The 14,951-nt window shown below is 47.9% G+C and carries 10 protein-coding genes; 9 read left to right on the plus strand and 1 reads right to left on the minus strand.

What is annotated here, in order from left to right:
* Nucleotides 1-36: 36 nt before the first annotated feature.
* Nucleotides 37-1,299, minus strand: a complete 1,263-nt coding sequence (locus NST25_RS07725) for a TraB/GumN family protein (RefSeq protein ID WP_036675660.1) — start codon at nucleotides 1,297-1,299, stop codon at nucleotides 37-39.
* A 259-nt stretch (nucleotides 1,300-1,558) separates the two neighbouring features.
* Between NST25_RS07725 and NST25_RS07730 the strand changes: the two genes are divergently transcribed.
* The 9 genes from NST25_RS07730 to NST25_RS07770 all read left to right on the plus strand — a co-directional run bounded on the left by NST25_RS07730 (nucleotide 1,559) and on the right by NST25_RS07770 (nucleotide 14,942).
* On the plus strand, nucleotides 1,559-2,680 hold the full coding sequence (locus NST25_RS07730) for a glycoside hydrolase family 88 protein (protein ID WP_076184732.1): 1,122 nt from the start codon (nucleotides 1,559-1,561) through the stop codon (nucleotides 2,678-2,680).
* Nucleotides 2,670-4,832 carry an alginate lyase family protein gene (locus NST25_RS07735; protein ID WP_339190172.1) on the plus strand — a complete coding sequence of 721 codons (2,163 nt, stop codon included), beginning with the start codon at nucleotides 2,670-2,672 and terminating at the stop codon, nucleotides 4,830-4,832. The genes NST25_RS07730 and NST25_RS07735 overlap by 11 nt, the downstream gene beginning before the upstream one ends.
* Before the next feature lie 67 nt (nucleotides 4,833-4,899).
* Entirely contained in the window at nucleotides 4,900-6,621 is a 1,722-nt protein-coding gene (locus NST25_RS07740) for a histidine kinase (protein ID WP_076281121.1), read from the plus strand.
* Nucleotides 6,621-8,204, plus strand: a complete 1,584-nt coding sequence (locus NST25_RS07745) for a response regulator (RefSeq protein ID WP_076279771.1) — start codon at nucleotides 6,621-6,623, stop codon at nucleotides 8,202-8,204. The genes NST25_RS07740 and NST25_RS07745 overlap by 1 nt, the downstream gene beginning before the upstream one ends.
* Nucleotides 8,205-8,373: 169 nt before the next feature.
* Nucleotides 8,374-9,303 (plus strand): sugar ABC transporter permease, encoded by a 930-nt coding sequence (locus tag NST25_RS07750; RefSeq protein WP_051490863.1) that lies wholly within the window; start codon nucleotides 8,374-8,376, stop codon nucleotides 9,301-9,303.
* A gap of 15 nt (nucleotides 9,304-9,318) precedes the next feature.
* Nucleotides 9,319-10,155, plus strand: coding sequence for a carbohydrate ABC transporter permease (locus NST25_RS07755; protein ID WP_036675652.1), 837 nt, complete (start codon nucleotides 9,319-9,321; stop codon nucleotides 10,153-10,155).
* A 141-nt stretch (nucleotides 10,156-10,296) separates the two neighbouring features.
* Nucleotides 10,297-11,694 carry an extracellular solute-binding protein gene (locus NST25_RS07760; protein ID WP_076192894.1) on the plus strand — a complete coding sequence of 466 codons (1,398 nt, stop codon included), beginning with the start codon at nucleotides 10,297-10,299 and terminating at the stop codon, nucleotides 11,692-11,694.
* A 115-nt stretch (nucleotides 11,695-11,809) separates the two neighbouring features.
* Nucleotides 11,810-13,084, plus strand: coding sequence for an alpha-L-fucosidase (locus tag NST25_RS07765; RefSeq protein WP_339190174.1), 1,275 nt, complete (start codon nucleotides 11,810-11,812; stop codon nucleotides 13,082-13,084).
* A gap of 25 nt (nucleotides 13,085-13,109) precedes the next feature.
* Complete coding sequence (locus tag NST25_RS07770; RefSeq protein ID WP_339190176.1) at nucleotides 13,110-14,942, plus strand: beta-galactosidase family protein; 1,833 nt, start codon at nucleotides 13,110-13,112, stop codon at nucleotides 14,940-14,942.
* Nucleotides 14,943-14,951 lie beyond the last annotated feature (9 nt).

The following is a 14,951-nucleotide window of genomic DNA, read 5'->3' on the forward strand; positions in this document are numbered from 1 at the left end:
ACTAAGAGACAGCCTTGTTTATTTTAGCTAAAACAATTATTGTTTGACGACGTTAAAGCCATCTTTTTGCAATTGGGTCACGATACCATCGTCACCGAGCATATGCAGCGCGCCAACGACGACAAGGTAAGTCGCTTTTTTATCACTATTCAAATATTCTTTTACATGCTTCACCATGTTGACGTTACGATCCGAAACCAGGCCTTTATAATACTCTGGCTCTTGCGCGACCGCTTTTGTCATCGCTACGAGCGACTGCTCATCACCTTGCATCCACATTTGGGATAGTGCATCCAGCGAAGCTGCTGCGGAAGTATTGTCCGTTTGATTGAGGCTGCCGAGTGTGTCGACAAGAAGCTTTTCTTGCAATCCATCTGAGAACTGGTCGAACATATTCAGCTGCAGTTGTGTGTTTTCCAGTTCAATAATAGGTTTGTTCAGCTTGCCTGCTTTTTGTAAAAAATATAAATCAATGCCGGTATCCGCCGTATAACTTGTAACTTGCATCTGTAGACTTGAGACACCTTGGGTAACGACCCACGGTTTGAAGGAATCGAATGCATTTTCCGCCAGACCATTTGCTTTTAGCAGCTGAGTTACTTTGTTATATGTATCTGCGGATACATGATCCTTGAGCTTGGTTCCATCTGTATAAGAGCCTTTTTCCAAAATAAACTTTTGGATCTCAGCTTGATCAATCTTAGAGATATCTACTTCGACACCTAAATATTGCGAGGCTTCAAAAGCAGCTTCAATCTCCGGACGCAGCGGGTACATTTTGTCGTTAGCCACATGGATAGAACCAAGCAGATAGACGGTGTTGCCGTTGTTCTCCACTTTCCATAAGAATCCGGTGCTTCCGGCAGCTTGAGTATCGGCCACAAAAGTGATGGTGCGCAGCGCTGGACTCCACTCCACCTTATAGCCGATCGTTTCTCCTATAAAGCGGACAGGAACATAGGTGACATTGTTGATGGTTTTAGGAGCCACCTCTAGTTTTTTCTTCTCCCCGTTTACCGTTGCGGTTGTGCTACCGATGGTCAGTGAGAGGGCCAGTCCATTTTTGGTCCCTGTTACGGTTTGGGTTTTTTTATTCCAATTAATATTTACATTAAGCTTCTCTAGCAGGGGACGCATAGGAACTAGGGTCGTTCCTTTTTCTACAACAGGGTTAGAATTGCCTAACTTTATTTCGGTTCCATCAATCCATACACCGACAGGCTTTTCAGCAGCATGCGCAGTGGTAAAGACAGACATAACCATGAAAATGGATAAAAATAATGCACCTAGCTTTTTCATTAATAGGACACTCCGTTTCTAAAAAAGAATGAAAGATGTATGTCACTCTCTGATTTTAACGTATTTTCCCATAAACAGTTATACCTTTTGTTACTATATTGATTTGATGCCTATGATTGGAAAGTAAACTTACAGTACTTCACGTCATTCAAAAGTCAAAATAATGCACATCAAAGCAAAAATCGCCCCTATTAGATCCTGTTCACTCTCCTTATCATGAAACGTAAGAAACGAAGAGCCTGAAGGGAGCAAGGAACTTATGTGGAGTAGTGCGATTGAAGATGCGATAGAGAAGGTACGTAAGAACATAGACCGGTTCGGGGGCAGTTTCCCTCATGTCAGCAGGAATGGAACTTATCAGCTCAATAACAACGACGACTGGACTAACGGATTTTGGAGCGGCATGTTGTGGTTGTGTTATGAATATACGCGGGATGACAGCTTCCGTATTGCGGCATCCCATACCGTAGAAGATTTCCGCCGCCGTTTCGCGGCAAAGACCGTGCTTGATCATCACGACATCGGCTTCCTGTATTCGTTATCCTCTAAAGCCCAGTGGATTATAGATAAAGACGAATCAGCGCGTCAACTGACATTGCAGGCGGCAGACCTGCTGCTGAAGCGCTGGCGTACAGCTGGCGGTTATATTCAGGCTTGGGGACCGGAGGGGGATACTCAGGAAGGCGGGCGGATCATTATTGATTGTCTGTTAAACCTTCCCCTTTTGTATTGGGCAGAAGAACAGACCGGTGATTCCGAATACAGGGAGGTGGCGGTCATGCAGGCGGAGAAAACGAGACGGTATCTGGTACGGGGAGATGACAGCTCTTACCATACGTTTTTCTTCGACCCGAAGACCGGAGAGCCGATTGGCGGCGCCACTCATCAGGGCTTTACTAACGGATCGACCTGGACGCGCGGGCAGGCTTGGGGTGTTTACGGTTTTGCATTATCCTACCGCTATACCAAAAATCCGTTGTATTTGGAAACGTCCAAGCGGATGGCCCGCTATTTTCTGGAGCATTTGCCGCAGGATCATGTCGCTTACTGGGATTTTAATGCTCCGGTATCTCCGGATACTTACCGGGATAGCTCGGCCTCGGCAATAGTAGCAGCCGGACTACAGGAACTGCTGGAGCTAATGGATGGGGAGGATTCGGAGCGGGCTTATTTTCAGCAGGGATTAATGCAGTCGATGACTTCGCTTGTGCAGAACTATTCCACGCTCGGCGAAGAGGCGGAGGGGCTGCTGAAGCATGGTTCTTATCATGTGCGCGGCGATCTGTCTCCAGATGACTTCATGATCTGGGGAGATTATTTCTATCTTGAAGCATTGATGCGGCTGCAAAAAGGCAACAAGGGGTACTGGTATGAACGCTGATGGCCGACAAATCTCCCCCTATGCCGTCTTTGCGCTGCTCGACCTTGAGTTGCCCGCTTTAGCTCTAGTGAAGAATGCGCTCAGCCAAGCGCGGCAGGACGATGCGCTGACTGAATTACATCGGTATTTGACCCGACGGAGCACGCCGGGCTGGCGGAAAGAGGATAACCGGAAGCAGCAGCTTATTGACTATGTACGGCTTTATTGTGCAGACGAGCTGGAAGCTGTAATGAAGACAGCGGATGAAGTTGTGGAGCAGACGTTTCTCTTTCGTTTTCCCTGGGATATGGAGCGCAGCCGCATTCCGGTTACCTTTGAGGAAGAAATTGACTGGCGTCATGTTCCGGACAAGGATGTAGAATGGGCTTATATGCTGAATCGCCACCGCTACTGGGTGGCATTAGGACAAGTATATGCGATAACAGGTAAAGAGGTTTATGCAAGAGCATTTTGCTGCCAGCTTGAAGATTGGATAGACCGTAACCCCGTTCCAGACAAGCCTGCGAATGATTCGCTGACATGGCGCACAATTGAAGCGGGCCTTCGTTGTGCTAACTGGATTAAAGCACTGTCTTATATACAGGATAGTCCGCTGTTCACACCGACGCTGCTGGCCAAAGTGATGATATCTCTCCATGAACACGGCCAATATTTAGCTTTATCGTTTACGGGCTGGAAGAAGATCAGCAACTGGGGGGTGCTGGAGACTTGTGGTTTGTTCCAAACTGCGCTCTACTTCCCTGAGTTCACTAGCGCCAATAACTGGCGACAGCTCAGTGAGGAGAGATTGGGAGAGACGGCGCGAATTCAGATTATGGCGGACGGCATCCACTGGGAGCAATCGCCCACCTATCACCATGAGGTTTTGGTATGTTTTCTCGACTGCATCCACTTAGCCCGATTGAACGGACTGGAGCTTCAGGAAGAATTTCAGCAAAAGGTTCAGCAAATGGCTGTCGCTTCATTGTATTGGGCCAAGCCGAATCACCGGCAGCCGATGCTTGGCGATAGTGATGACAGCGATATCCGTTCGCTTTTGACTTATGCGGGCTGGTTATTTCAGGATGCTGTACTCCGCTTTGGCGGATACGATCAAATGGATTATGACAATGCCTGGTTGTTTGGGATAAATGGAGTTGAGGGCTACGAGCGGCTGAATGCGGAGCTACCGCCAAACTTGTCACGCTCTTATGCACATTCCGGTCATTATGTGATGCGAACGGGCTGGGACGAGCAGGATTTGTACCTATATTTTCACTGCGGACCGCTTGGGGGTGGACATGGGCACGCGGATCTGCTACATTTCGATCTGTATGCCTATGGGCGGGATCTGCTTACCGATCTTGGCAGATACAACTATAGTGATCATACACCACTTAGAAAAGCGCTAAAAGAAAGCGCTGCCCATAATACGACCACTGTCGACGGAATTGGATTTACCGAAGTCACGGATACATGGTCCTTCTCTCAGATTGCGAAGCCAACGGGCTGCCAATGGATCAGCCATCCGGACTTTGATTATGTAGAGGGCAGCCATGACGGCTACCGTCATTGGGATGATCCGGTCTACCCGTTAAGGAGGATCCTATTTATTAAGCCTTTTTACTGGCTTCTGGTGGACAGCTTCAGTTCCCGGCAGGAGCATACATTTTCCCAGCATTTTCATTTTGCACCCGGAACGGTTCAGATGGAAGATGGAACGCTAATATGCCGTACAAAAAATGAGCGGGAAGCCAATCTTTGTATCCTTCCTGTTCATGTTGATGGTCTTCAGGGCAGGATGGATGCTGGGGTAATCTCCCGCGAATATAATCTGCTGGAACCCAATCAGTATGCTGTGTACTCCCGAAAGGGGAAAGGAACGGTCTCGATCATGCAGGTGCTGTACCCGCAGCCTGCGGGTGAGTTGTTCTGTCCGCTGGTCGAACAGGTGCCGATTTACCGCCATACGGGTGAACCGGTGGCTGCTGCACAGGCGGAGGCCTGCCGCATCATCCTCCCCGAAAGGAATGAGGAGCATATTATCGTGATCAGCCACGAGATTCCATCCAGTCATTTAGATTCCTATGTAGTGGAAGGCGTACAAATTTTTGGAGAAGTAGTGCTTATGGTTTCTGCAGACGGTCAAAAGAAAGTCACGGTAATCAGATAATGTATGAATACTGGACAACGGGCTGATAGAATAAAAGAAAAGAGCATGAGAGAGGCGCGGAGAAAACATGTTCAAATTCACTTACTATAGACGTATCCAGGTTTCATTTCTTTTGCTGATTTTTATCCCGCTGATTGCAGTATCGATCATCTCCTTCGTGCTCATCCGGGATACGATGGTAGAGAAGCTGCAGCTCAGCAACGATAACTTCCTGAACGTTATGATTGACGAACTAAACAAAACTATTGATGATGTGACGTTCGCTTCCCATTTTATTGTAAACGATACCAATTTCCGCGCTAATCTGAAGTCATTTGCGGATACTGAGCGGCTAAATAGCTATCAGGATTACGTACATTTTACGCAAATTCAAGATGTGTTTTCGCTCATTAACTCTAAGCCGTTGAATAATAATATTCGCATGTATTTGGTCAACCGGAAACACTTTGTGATCTCCTCTGGGACGGAGAATTTATCTGTAATCAATGCTAACCTGGACAAGCTGATGAGCCGTGTCAATATCCACGAACCGGAGACCTTGCAATGGCTTGGGATGGCTGACAGCGGTTCCGGTAAAAGCAGCAGCTATTATATTGCCAGAGTAATCTATGACAGCCGGGAGAAACGGCAGGTGTCCGTGCTGCTGATCTCAATTCCTGAATCCTATTTCAATAAATTGCTCGGACCCGTCGAATTTGGCAAGGTTGCATTATTTGATTCTGGAGGAGGCTTGATCGCTGGGAACTCAGAATTGGCTCCAGAAGGCAAGGAAGCGAGAGGAAGCGTTCGTACAGCCAGAGCTATCGACAAATCCAATTGGCAGCTGATCTATGAAGCTTCGGAGAAAGAATGGTCGGGCCAGATCTCGCGGACGTTTTATAGTGGCATTGGCTTGGTACTCCTCTTATTTATTGTCTTTTCGGCTACCTCCATGCTGATTGCCAAAAGATTGCATAGTCCGATCATGAAGCTGCAGCGCGTTGTGCGCCAGTTCGGGATGGGGAATCTTGATGTCAGGCTGGAGGTCAAGGGCAAGGATGAAATCGCTGAGCTGGGGCAGACGTTGAATACTATGCTGGACCAGCTGCAAGGACTGATTCACGACATCGAGCTGGAGCAGGAACAGAAGCGGGTGATGGAGCTGGAGGCGCTGTTTATGCAGATTCGCCCCCATTTTTTGATCAACACGTTGAATTCGATTAAATGTAGCCTTATTTTGGCCAAAGATAAGCTGCATAGCGGGATCATCGATTCATTAATGAGTCTGCTCCGGGCTTATTTGAAGGTCAATGAACCGGCTACCTTGCAGGAAGAATGCAAACTGCTTGGCCATTATATCGATATTATGAAGATCCGTAACGAAATCCCTCTTGAACTGGAGGTCGATCTGGAAAAGGATACAGAGAAGCTCATCGTCCCTAAGCTAATTTTGCAGCCCCTTGTAGAAAATGCAATCGTCCACGGATTGGTTGACCACCCGGCACCGCGTATTGTCGTTCGCTCGCGAACGGTCCCTGATGGGATCATGATTGAAGTTGAAGATAATGGCTGCGGTGCAGGGGCTGAAGTTCTGGCGGGCCTGAACCGCAGGTTACTGTATAAGGACGATGAACAGGATGAAGCTTATCAAAGGGTCGGGTTAATGAACGTGGTTCAAAGGCTGAGGCTGACCTATGGTCAGGATACCCGCTTGTCGCTGCATAATCTGCCGCAGGGTGGGGTGTCCGTTTCTCTGTATTTGCCGCAAGGCAATCATCAGGTTAATCTGTCAGAGAGAGAGGGATATTGATGTATAAAGTGATGCTCATAGACGATGATGTTCCTATGCTCAAAGTGCTTCAGCAGATGATTGACTGGGAGGCACATAGCTTGCAGATTGTCGGCAGCACCTATTCCAGTGCCAAGGCGTTATTAATGTTTGAGGAAGTGCAGCCTGACATTGTGATCACGGATATTGGTTTGCCGCAAAAGAACGGGATTGAGCTAGCCGATTGCTTCACCCGCATGAAGCCGGAGGTCAGAATTATTTTCCTGACCTGTCATGAGGATTTCCATTATGCTCAGCAAGCGGTAAAGCTGAAAGTGGATGATTATTTAATCAAGGACCAGCTTACAGAAGAGCAACTGGAGAAAAGCCTTGCCAAGTCCGTACACTTGCTTAAGTCGAAGATCGGGTTGATCAGCCATGGGGAGACAGGCTACAACAGCCAGCTCTTCCGGCAGAACCTGCTGCAAAGGGTGATTGGCGGTGCTCCGCCTGAAACCACACTGGCCTATGCGGCGCAAATCGGCATATCCTGGACGTATCCGTGGTTTATGCTGGGCACGGTCAGTATTCATTTTTCCAGTTTTGACAAGCGATACAAGCAGAGTGAGTATCCACTTATTTTATATGCTATTTACAATATAGCCTTGGAATTGTCCGAAACGTGTGAAGGGGTTACGCCTTTCTTGGAGCAAAAGAATATTGTGATTTTATATAATTACCGTGTGAATCTGGCGCAGAATGCCAGTCTTCATTTTCACGATTATTTACAGCGGCTGTGTTCTGAATGCTCCCATCTTCTTAAGATTCAACCGGGCATTATTGCCGTCACAGAGAAAATGGAGCTACAGGCGATTGGCCAGATCCATCGGCAGATTGTTCAGGACAAATGCGAGTTCTATGCAAGTGCGGATTACACGGTTCTGGATACTTTGCAAATCGCTTCTCCACGTTTCCAGCCTGCACCCCAAGGATTTCTGGACAGCTATATCCCGCAGATGGAACGGGCCGTGATTAAAAAAGACCTTGAAGCCATCCGTGGCACTCTACAGGAAATCGCTAGGACTGCAAAAGTTATGTCTATTCATCCTGGCGATTTCGCCCGGGATTTATCCTTTATGCTCCGCGGCATCGAGTTAATGTTTACGAGCCTGATGTTCGATGAGGATCTGTTCGTCTATCTCGTGCAGACCCGCACACTTGAAGATACGATGGAACTGGTGGAGAGAAAGCTTGTACAGATTACAGGCAGCAAGCAGCAGGTGGCAGGAACTTCTCCGCAGGAGCCCAAGCTGCAGCTTATCCAGCAGTATATCGACCAGCATCTAGGCGATAATATCACTTCAATTGATATGGCACGTTATCTGTTTCTGGATCCAAGCTATTTTTCGCGTTATTTCAAGCGCATGACTGGCCTGACCTTTACGGACTATGTGCATCAGCACAAGATGAAGGTCGCTACCAAAATGCTGAAAATCTCCAGCCAGAACCTGGAATCGCTGGCCGTCGGCCTGGGATATTCGGACAGAACCTATTTTTCAAAAGTGTTCAAAAAATATGTAGGAACAACGCCAAGCGAATATAAATCCAAACATTCGGTACGCTGAGAAGCACAATTGTTAATGATATGAACAGACTCGCCGCCCCTCTAGGGCGGTTTTTTGTTGTCGGCGTACAAAGGTCAAAATCTTGCACATTCCGGGTCATAATCACTCCTTCTTGCGGAAGGCGGATGTATTACTATAATGACAAATCAAATTGTCGAGGTGATACAACGTGGAGGCTGCAAAACAACCTGTGCCAAAAATTCTGCAAGAGAAGCGGAAATTCTGGACTCCGCAACGGAAAGAGGCTTTAACCGGGTGGCTGTTTTTGGCACCGGAAATTGTCGGGATGCTTTTTCTTAATGTATTTGCGCTTGGATTCTCACTTTATTTGAGCTTCTCGAAATGGGATCTATTGTCGGGAGTCAAAGGAATCGAGTTCATCGGATTGGATAACTATATCAAAATGTTCCATGATCCGAGTATCATTCAAGCTTTGAAGAACAATGCTTTTTATATGATTATGACCGTGCCGATCCCGATTGCGATTGCGCTGGTGCTCGCGGCATTGATTCAAAACAGTGTGTTCCTCAAAAATTATTTTAAAGTGGCTTTCTTTATTCCTTATATTTCTTCGATTATTGCGATAGCTGCCGTATGGAGTGCATTGTTCCATCCGTCTCTTGGACCGATCAATCAGTTGCTGATGGAGTTTGGAATTTCCAGCCCTCCGAAATGGCTAGTTGATCCAAAGACCTCACTGTTATCCATTGCTATTATCAGTTCTTGGGCGAGTCTTGGGTACACCATAATTATCTATATGGCTGGCTTGACGAATATTTCCGATGAAATCTACGAAGCCGCCGAAATAGATGGCGCCAGCGCGTTGAAAAAATTCTTTGCCATCACAGTTCCGATGCTGCGTCCGACCACATTTTTCCTGCTTATTACCATGCTGATTGGCTCGTTTAAGGTGTTCGACATCATCGCCTTTTTGACCGAAGGTGGCCCGAATAATTCTTCTACCGTGCTTGTGTTCAGGATCTATGAGGAAGGGTTCAAATACTACAACATGGGCTACGCTTCTGCAATTTCCTGGCTGCTATTCGCTGTCATCGGCTTGATTACCGCAGCCACTTGGAAAATGAGAAATGAAGAATAAAGGGGGGAGATTAACATGCAACTGATTAGAAAAAATATGTCCAGAGTGATCACTACCTGCATCATGGGGGCTTTGTCCATTGTATTTCTTATTCCGCTGATCTGGATGATTTCCGCAGCCTTCAAATATGAAAAAGATGTAATGCGCTTCCCGATCCAATGGATTCCCGAGAAGATCAATGTAGCGTATAATTTCAAGATGGTTTGGATGGGACGGGTACCTTTCTCCCATTTCTATTTAAACTCCTTTAAAGTTGCGATTATTACAACCTGCATCACACTGATCATTTCATCTATGTCGGCGTATGCCTTGACCAAAATCAAGTTTAAAGGACGGAATATGGTCTTTCTGGCGCTGCTGTCATTCATGATTATTCCTGACCAGGCCACGCTGATTCCGCGTTTTCTGCTGATTCGTTGGTTCGGCCTCTATGATACTCATGCTGCTATCGTATTAATGAGTATGTTCTCCATTTACTTCACGTTCTTGCTGCGGCAATTTATGATTGGTATCAGCGACGAATATATTGAAGCGGCGCGAATTGATGGTGCAGGCCATTTGCGGATATTCTGGTCTATCATTGTTCCGCTCTGCAAGCCGGTGCTCGCTACCGTGGCGATCATTAAATTTATCTGGACCTGGAATGACTACCAGAATCCGCTGATCTTCTTGCTAAACAAGAATCTGTACACTATCCCACTCGGTATGACACTGTTCCGGGACGATTATTCGAACAACTATGCGATTATGATGACGGCAGCCGTTTCGGCGATCATCCCATTGGTCATCGTGTTCATTGCCCTGCAAAAGCAAGTCATTAACGGAATCTCCTTGGGAGGCGTAAAGGGCTGACTTGCGAGTCTGCAAAAGAGGGTAAAAGTCAAAAATGTGATCCTACTACAGCAAAATTGTGCACTTGGCCTGTACAGCGGGTGCCTATAATAAGAAATGAACAAGGCACTATACTTAAATTTCAGTGCGGGGGGAAGTAAAATGAAAACAAAGGGCAAAAAAAGATTATCCGTTGTACTAGGCTCCATGCTGGCGGTTTCCTTAACGTTAAGCGCCTGTGGAAATTCCGGAAATTCAGAGAAGAATGGCGGTGCTGAAGCCAGTACGAATACCGGGAACACCAAGGTGGACAAGCAAGTCGCCATCAAATATTACAACTGGGACAATGAAGCCCAATCAGCAGGCACGGATGCCATGCTGCAGGAATTTATGGATCAGAACCCAAATATCAAGGTAGAGCATGTGACACTCGTTCCCGGTGATTCTGTGGAGATGCTGAAGAAACTCGACTTCCTGATTTCATCCGGCGAAGCGATTGACGTTGTTCAGGTACCAAGCCTTGGAGGCGTACTTGAACGGGCGACCCGGGGAGCACTTGCCCCGCTGAATGAATTCTATGAGAAGGATAACCTCGTTCCTGAGGATGAATATTATGTGAATGCTAAGGTAGACAACAACTATTATGGGATGCAATATACCAAGAGCAGCAACTATGTAATGCTGAACAAAGATGCACTGGATGAAGCTGGGCTGCCTGTACCTACTTTTGGCTGGACATGGGATGACTACCGCGACTATGCTAAAAAACTGACCAAAGGTGAAGGCGTAGACAAACGTTACGGCACATACTTCCACACCTGGGAGTTGTATATGAACGCACCGGCCCAAACGATGATGAAAGATCCATTCGTGTATGATGACGGGACGACCATTTTCGCGGATCCAACCTATAAATACTTCTTCCAGCTGCGCAAAGATATGGAGTCTGCTGATAAATCTGCGAAAACTTATGCAGATGCTTTAGCGGCTAAGCTCAATTACCGCACGGAATTCTTTAATGAAGAAGCCGCTATGATTCTGGCTGGTAACTGGACGATTGCTGATCCGGGCAATACTGAGCAGTATCCGCATGATTTCAAGACAGCTTTTGCTCCGGTACCGGTGCCTCCGGCAGGATCGGAACCAAAAGAATACGAGGGCAAATACTTCACCAGCGGCAATATGCTGGCGATGGGCGCTACTTCGAAGAACAAAGAGGCGTCTTTCCAACTGATGAGATTTATGTCAACGGCTGTTAGTGATAACAGACTGGAATTCTCCGGTTATAAAAAAGCGGATAATGAAGCCTTGCTGACCAAGCTGGTAGCTGGCAAAGAGGATATGTATGATATGGATTCACTCAAATATACACTCTTTGACAGTGCAATCCAGTTCCTTGATGGTGCACAGGTGATGACGACGGCAACGTCCGAATTGACCAAAATAATCGATGACGGCTTCAGCAGATTTATGCTTGGAAATGAATCGATTGATAAGGTGCAGCAATGGATGGTTGATGAAGCAACAAAAATTATCAACGAAAAAGGTGTTATCAAATAAATAGGGAATAAGCAAGTATCACAAGTTGTGGACGGGGCTTTGGAAGGTCATCAACTGGCTTTCCAAAGCCTTATTTATATATTGGGCCTACACAAACATATGGGAGAGTGTAGAAATGATGGAAAGCAGATTTTCACAGAACAAGCCGGAAGAGCAACTGGCGCTGCCTTCTAGGGAACAGCTGGAGTGGCAGGACCTGGAGCTGGGGATGTTTTGCCATTTTGGCATCAATACGTTTTGCGATCAGGAGTGGGGAGAAGGCAATGATTCACCTGCGGTCTTCAATCCGCTTCATTTGGATGCCCACCAATGGGTTAGTACAGCCAAAGAAGCTGGATTCCGTTATTTTATACTGACAGCTAAACATCATGATGGCTTCTGCTTGTGGCCGACTGCGACAAGTACTTATTCTGTGGCTTCTAGCCCATGGAAAGAAGGGCGCGGCGATGTCGTCAAGGAATGCGCGGAGGCTTGCCGTGAACTTGGAGTTGGCTTCGGCATTTATTTGTCTCCGTGGGACAGACATGAGCCCTGTTATGCAGATCCGCAAGCGTACGATGATTTCTATGCCCTGCAATTGCAGGAATTGCTTACGGGCTATGGTCCGCTTACGGAAATTTGGTTCGACGGCGCAGGGTCGGAGGGCCGCAATTACGATTGGCAGCGGATTATGGATCTGATCAAGCGCCATCAGCCAGGCGCCATGGTGTTTAATATGGGGGCACCAACGATCCGCTGGGTTGGCAATGAGGATGGCGTTGCTCCTTATCCATGCTGGAACACTGCGAATTCTGCGCGGGGTAGCATGTTCAGTGAAGCTTCATTGAACTGGCTTCCCGGAACGCCGAGCTGGGTGCCTGCGGAATGCGATGTGCCCATCCGTAAAGACCGCTGGTTCTGGCATCCTGAGGAGGAGCATCTGCTGCTGTCTCTGGAGCAGCTAATGGATATTTATTATCGTTCGGTTGGACATGGGGCAACTTTGCTGCTCAATGTAGCCCCTGACAACCGCGGGCTGTTTCCGGAGGCTGATGTGCAGCGGCTGCTGGAATTCGGCAAGGAGATAAGACGCAGATTTGACAAGGCTCTGGCGGTAACAGCAGGTACTGGAGATATTGTTGAACTGGAATTGCCAGCAGCTACTGTAATTGATCATGTCGAGATTATGGAGGATATCGCTTACGGCGAAAGAGTAGAAGGATATATGCTGGAAGCGTACAGCAACGGAGCGTGGCTGGAGTTGAAGCGTGGCAGTTCGATTGGCCATAAGAAAATCGACGCCTTCCCTCCGGTTGTTGCAGAGAAAATCCGCTTACGGGTGTCAGAAGCTGCCGCAAGCCCCAAGATCAGACGGCTTGCCGTCTACCACTGCGGGGAATCGTTAGAATAAATATTAATAAAGGAGGTTGTCGATAATGAGCCTGCTCACCTGGAACGACGGACACTATTTGCTGGACGGACAGCCTTATCGTATCGTATCGGGAGCCATTCATTATTTTCGGGTTGTGCCTGAATATTGGAAAGACCGGCTGCTGAAATTGAAAGCCTGCGGATTCAATACCGTGGAGACCTACATCGCCTGGAATATACATGAACCTAAAGAAGGGGAGTTCGTATTTGATGGCATGGCCGATGTGGTATCTTTTATCGAGCTGGCTGGGGAGCTTGGGCTTCATGTTATTGTCAGACCGAGTCCATTCATCTGTGCGGAGTGGGAGTTCGGAGGCCTGCCGGGCTGGTTGCTAGCTTACGGGGAACTCCAGCTTCGCTGCTGTGACCCTCTTTATTTAAGCAAGGTAGACCGTTATTACGATGAGCTAATTCCTCTGCTGGTTCCGCTGCTCTCCACACATGGCGGACCAATTCTGGCCGTTCAGGTAGAAAATGAATATGGCAGCTATGGTAATGACAGTGGCTACCTGGGCTATATGCGTGATGGACTGGTCAACAGAGGGATCGATGTGCTGCTCTTTACTTCCGACGGGCCAACTGATGAGATGTTGCTCGGCGGAACACTGGAGGATGTGCATGCGACAGTCAATTTCGGCTCCAGTACAGAGGAATCCTTCCGCAAATATCGGGAATACCGCTCTGAAGAGCCGCTTATGGTGATGGAATACTGGAACGGCTGGTTTGATCACTGGATGGAGGATCATCATGTACGCGATGCCGGGGATGTAGCAGGTGTTCTGGATGAGATTCTGACCCAGGGCTCCTCATTTAATATGTACATGTTCCATGGTGGAACCAATTTTGGTTTCTATAATGGTGCGAATCATATCGTCACCTACGAGCCAACGACTACAAGCTATGACTATGATGCCCCGCTCACGGAATGGGGAGATACGACGGCGAAATTTGAAGCTGTCCGGTCGGTACTCAGCAACCATGGATTTGCCCCGACTTGTCCACTCCCTGAGCCGATTCCGAAGATTTCTTACGGGAAAGTCGCTTTGACGGAAAGAGCGGAACTATTCACGGCTTCCAATCTGGAGAAGTTATCAGAGACGGTGAACAGCGTGTGTGTACAGCCGATGGAGAAGCTCGGACAATCCTATGGTTTTATATTGTACAGCACTTTTGTGCAGGGACCGCGGTCCAGACAGAAGCTTTACATCGAGGGCGTGCGCGATCGGGCCCAGGTCTTCCTGGATGGACAGGTGCTTGGGGTGATTGAGCGCTGGAATCCGCTGCCACTGGAACTTTCCATCCCCGCTGGGGGAGCGCAGCTGGATATCCTCGTCGAGAACATGGGACGAATCAATTACGGGCCGCTCATTCGCGATCCGAAAGGGATTCTGGACGGGGTTCGGATTGATAACCAGCTGCAATATAACTGGACGATTCGTACTTTGCCGTTGGAACAGGAACAGCTGGCTTCACTAGCGTACAAGAAGCATCCGGTGGAGAAGCAGCAAGCTGCGCCCCTTTCGGGTCTGCCCGGATTCTACCGGGGGAGCTTCGAGGCGGAGGAGATTGGCGATACCTTTCTACGATTCGATGGATGGAATAAAGGGGTCGCCTGGATTAACGGATTTAATCTGGGCCGTTACTGGAACGTTGGACCGCAGCGGGCGCTATATATCCCTGGTCCACTCTTGCGCAAGGGGTGCAATGAGCTGGTTCTTTTGGAGCTGCATGGCCATGCGGAGACTTGCGAGATTGAGCTTGTGAACCTTCCTGATCTGGGAAGAACTTCGGCCGTCGATGACGCCGTGTTGAATTTTGTGCAGGATGATAACTTGTAGATGCCTTTA

The organism is Paenibacillus sp. FSL E2-0190 (genome assembly GCF_037992965.1).
GTDB lineage: Bacteria > Bacillota > Bacilli > Paenibacillales > Paenibacillaceae > Paenibacillus_AQ > Paenibacillus_AQ odorifer.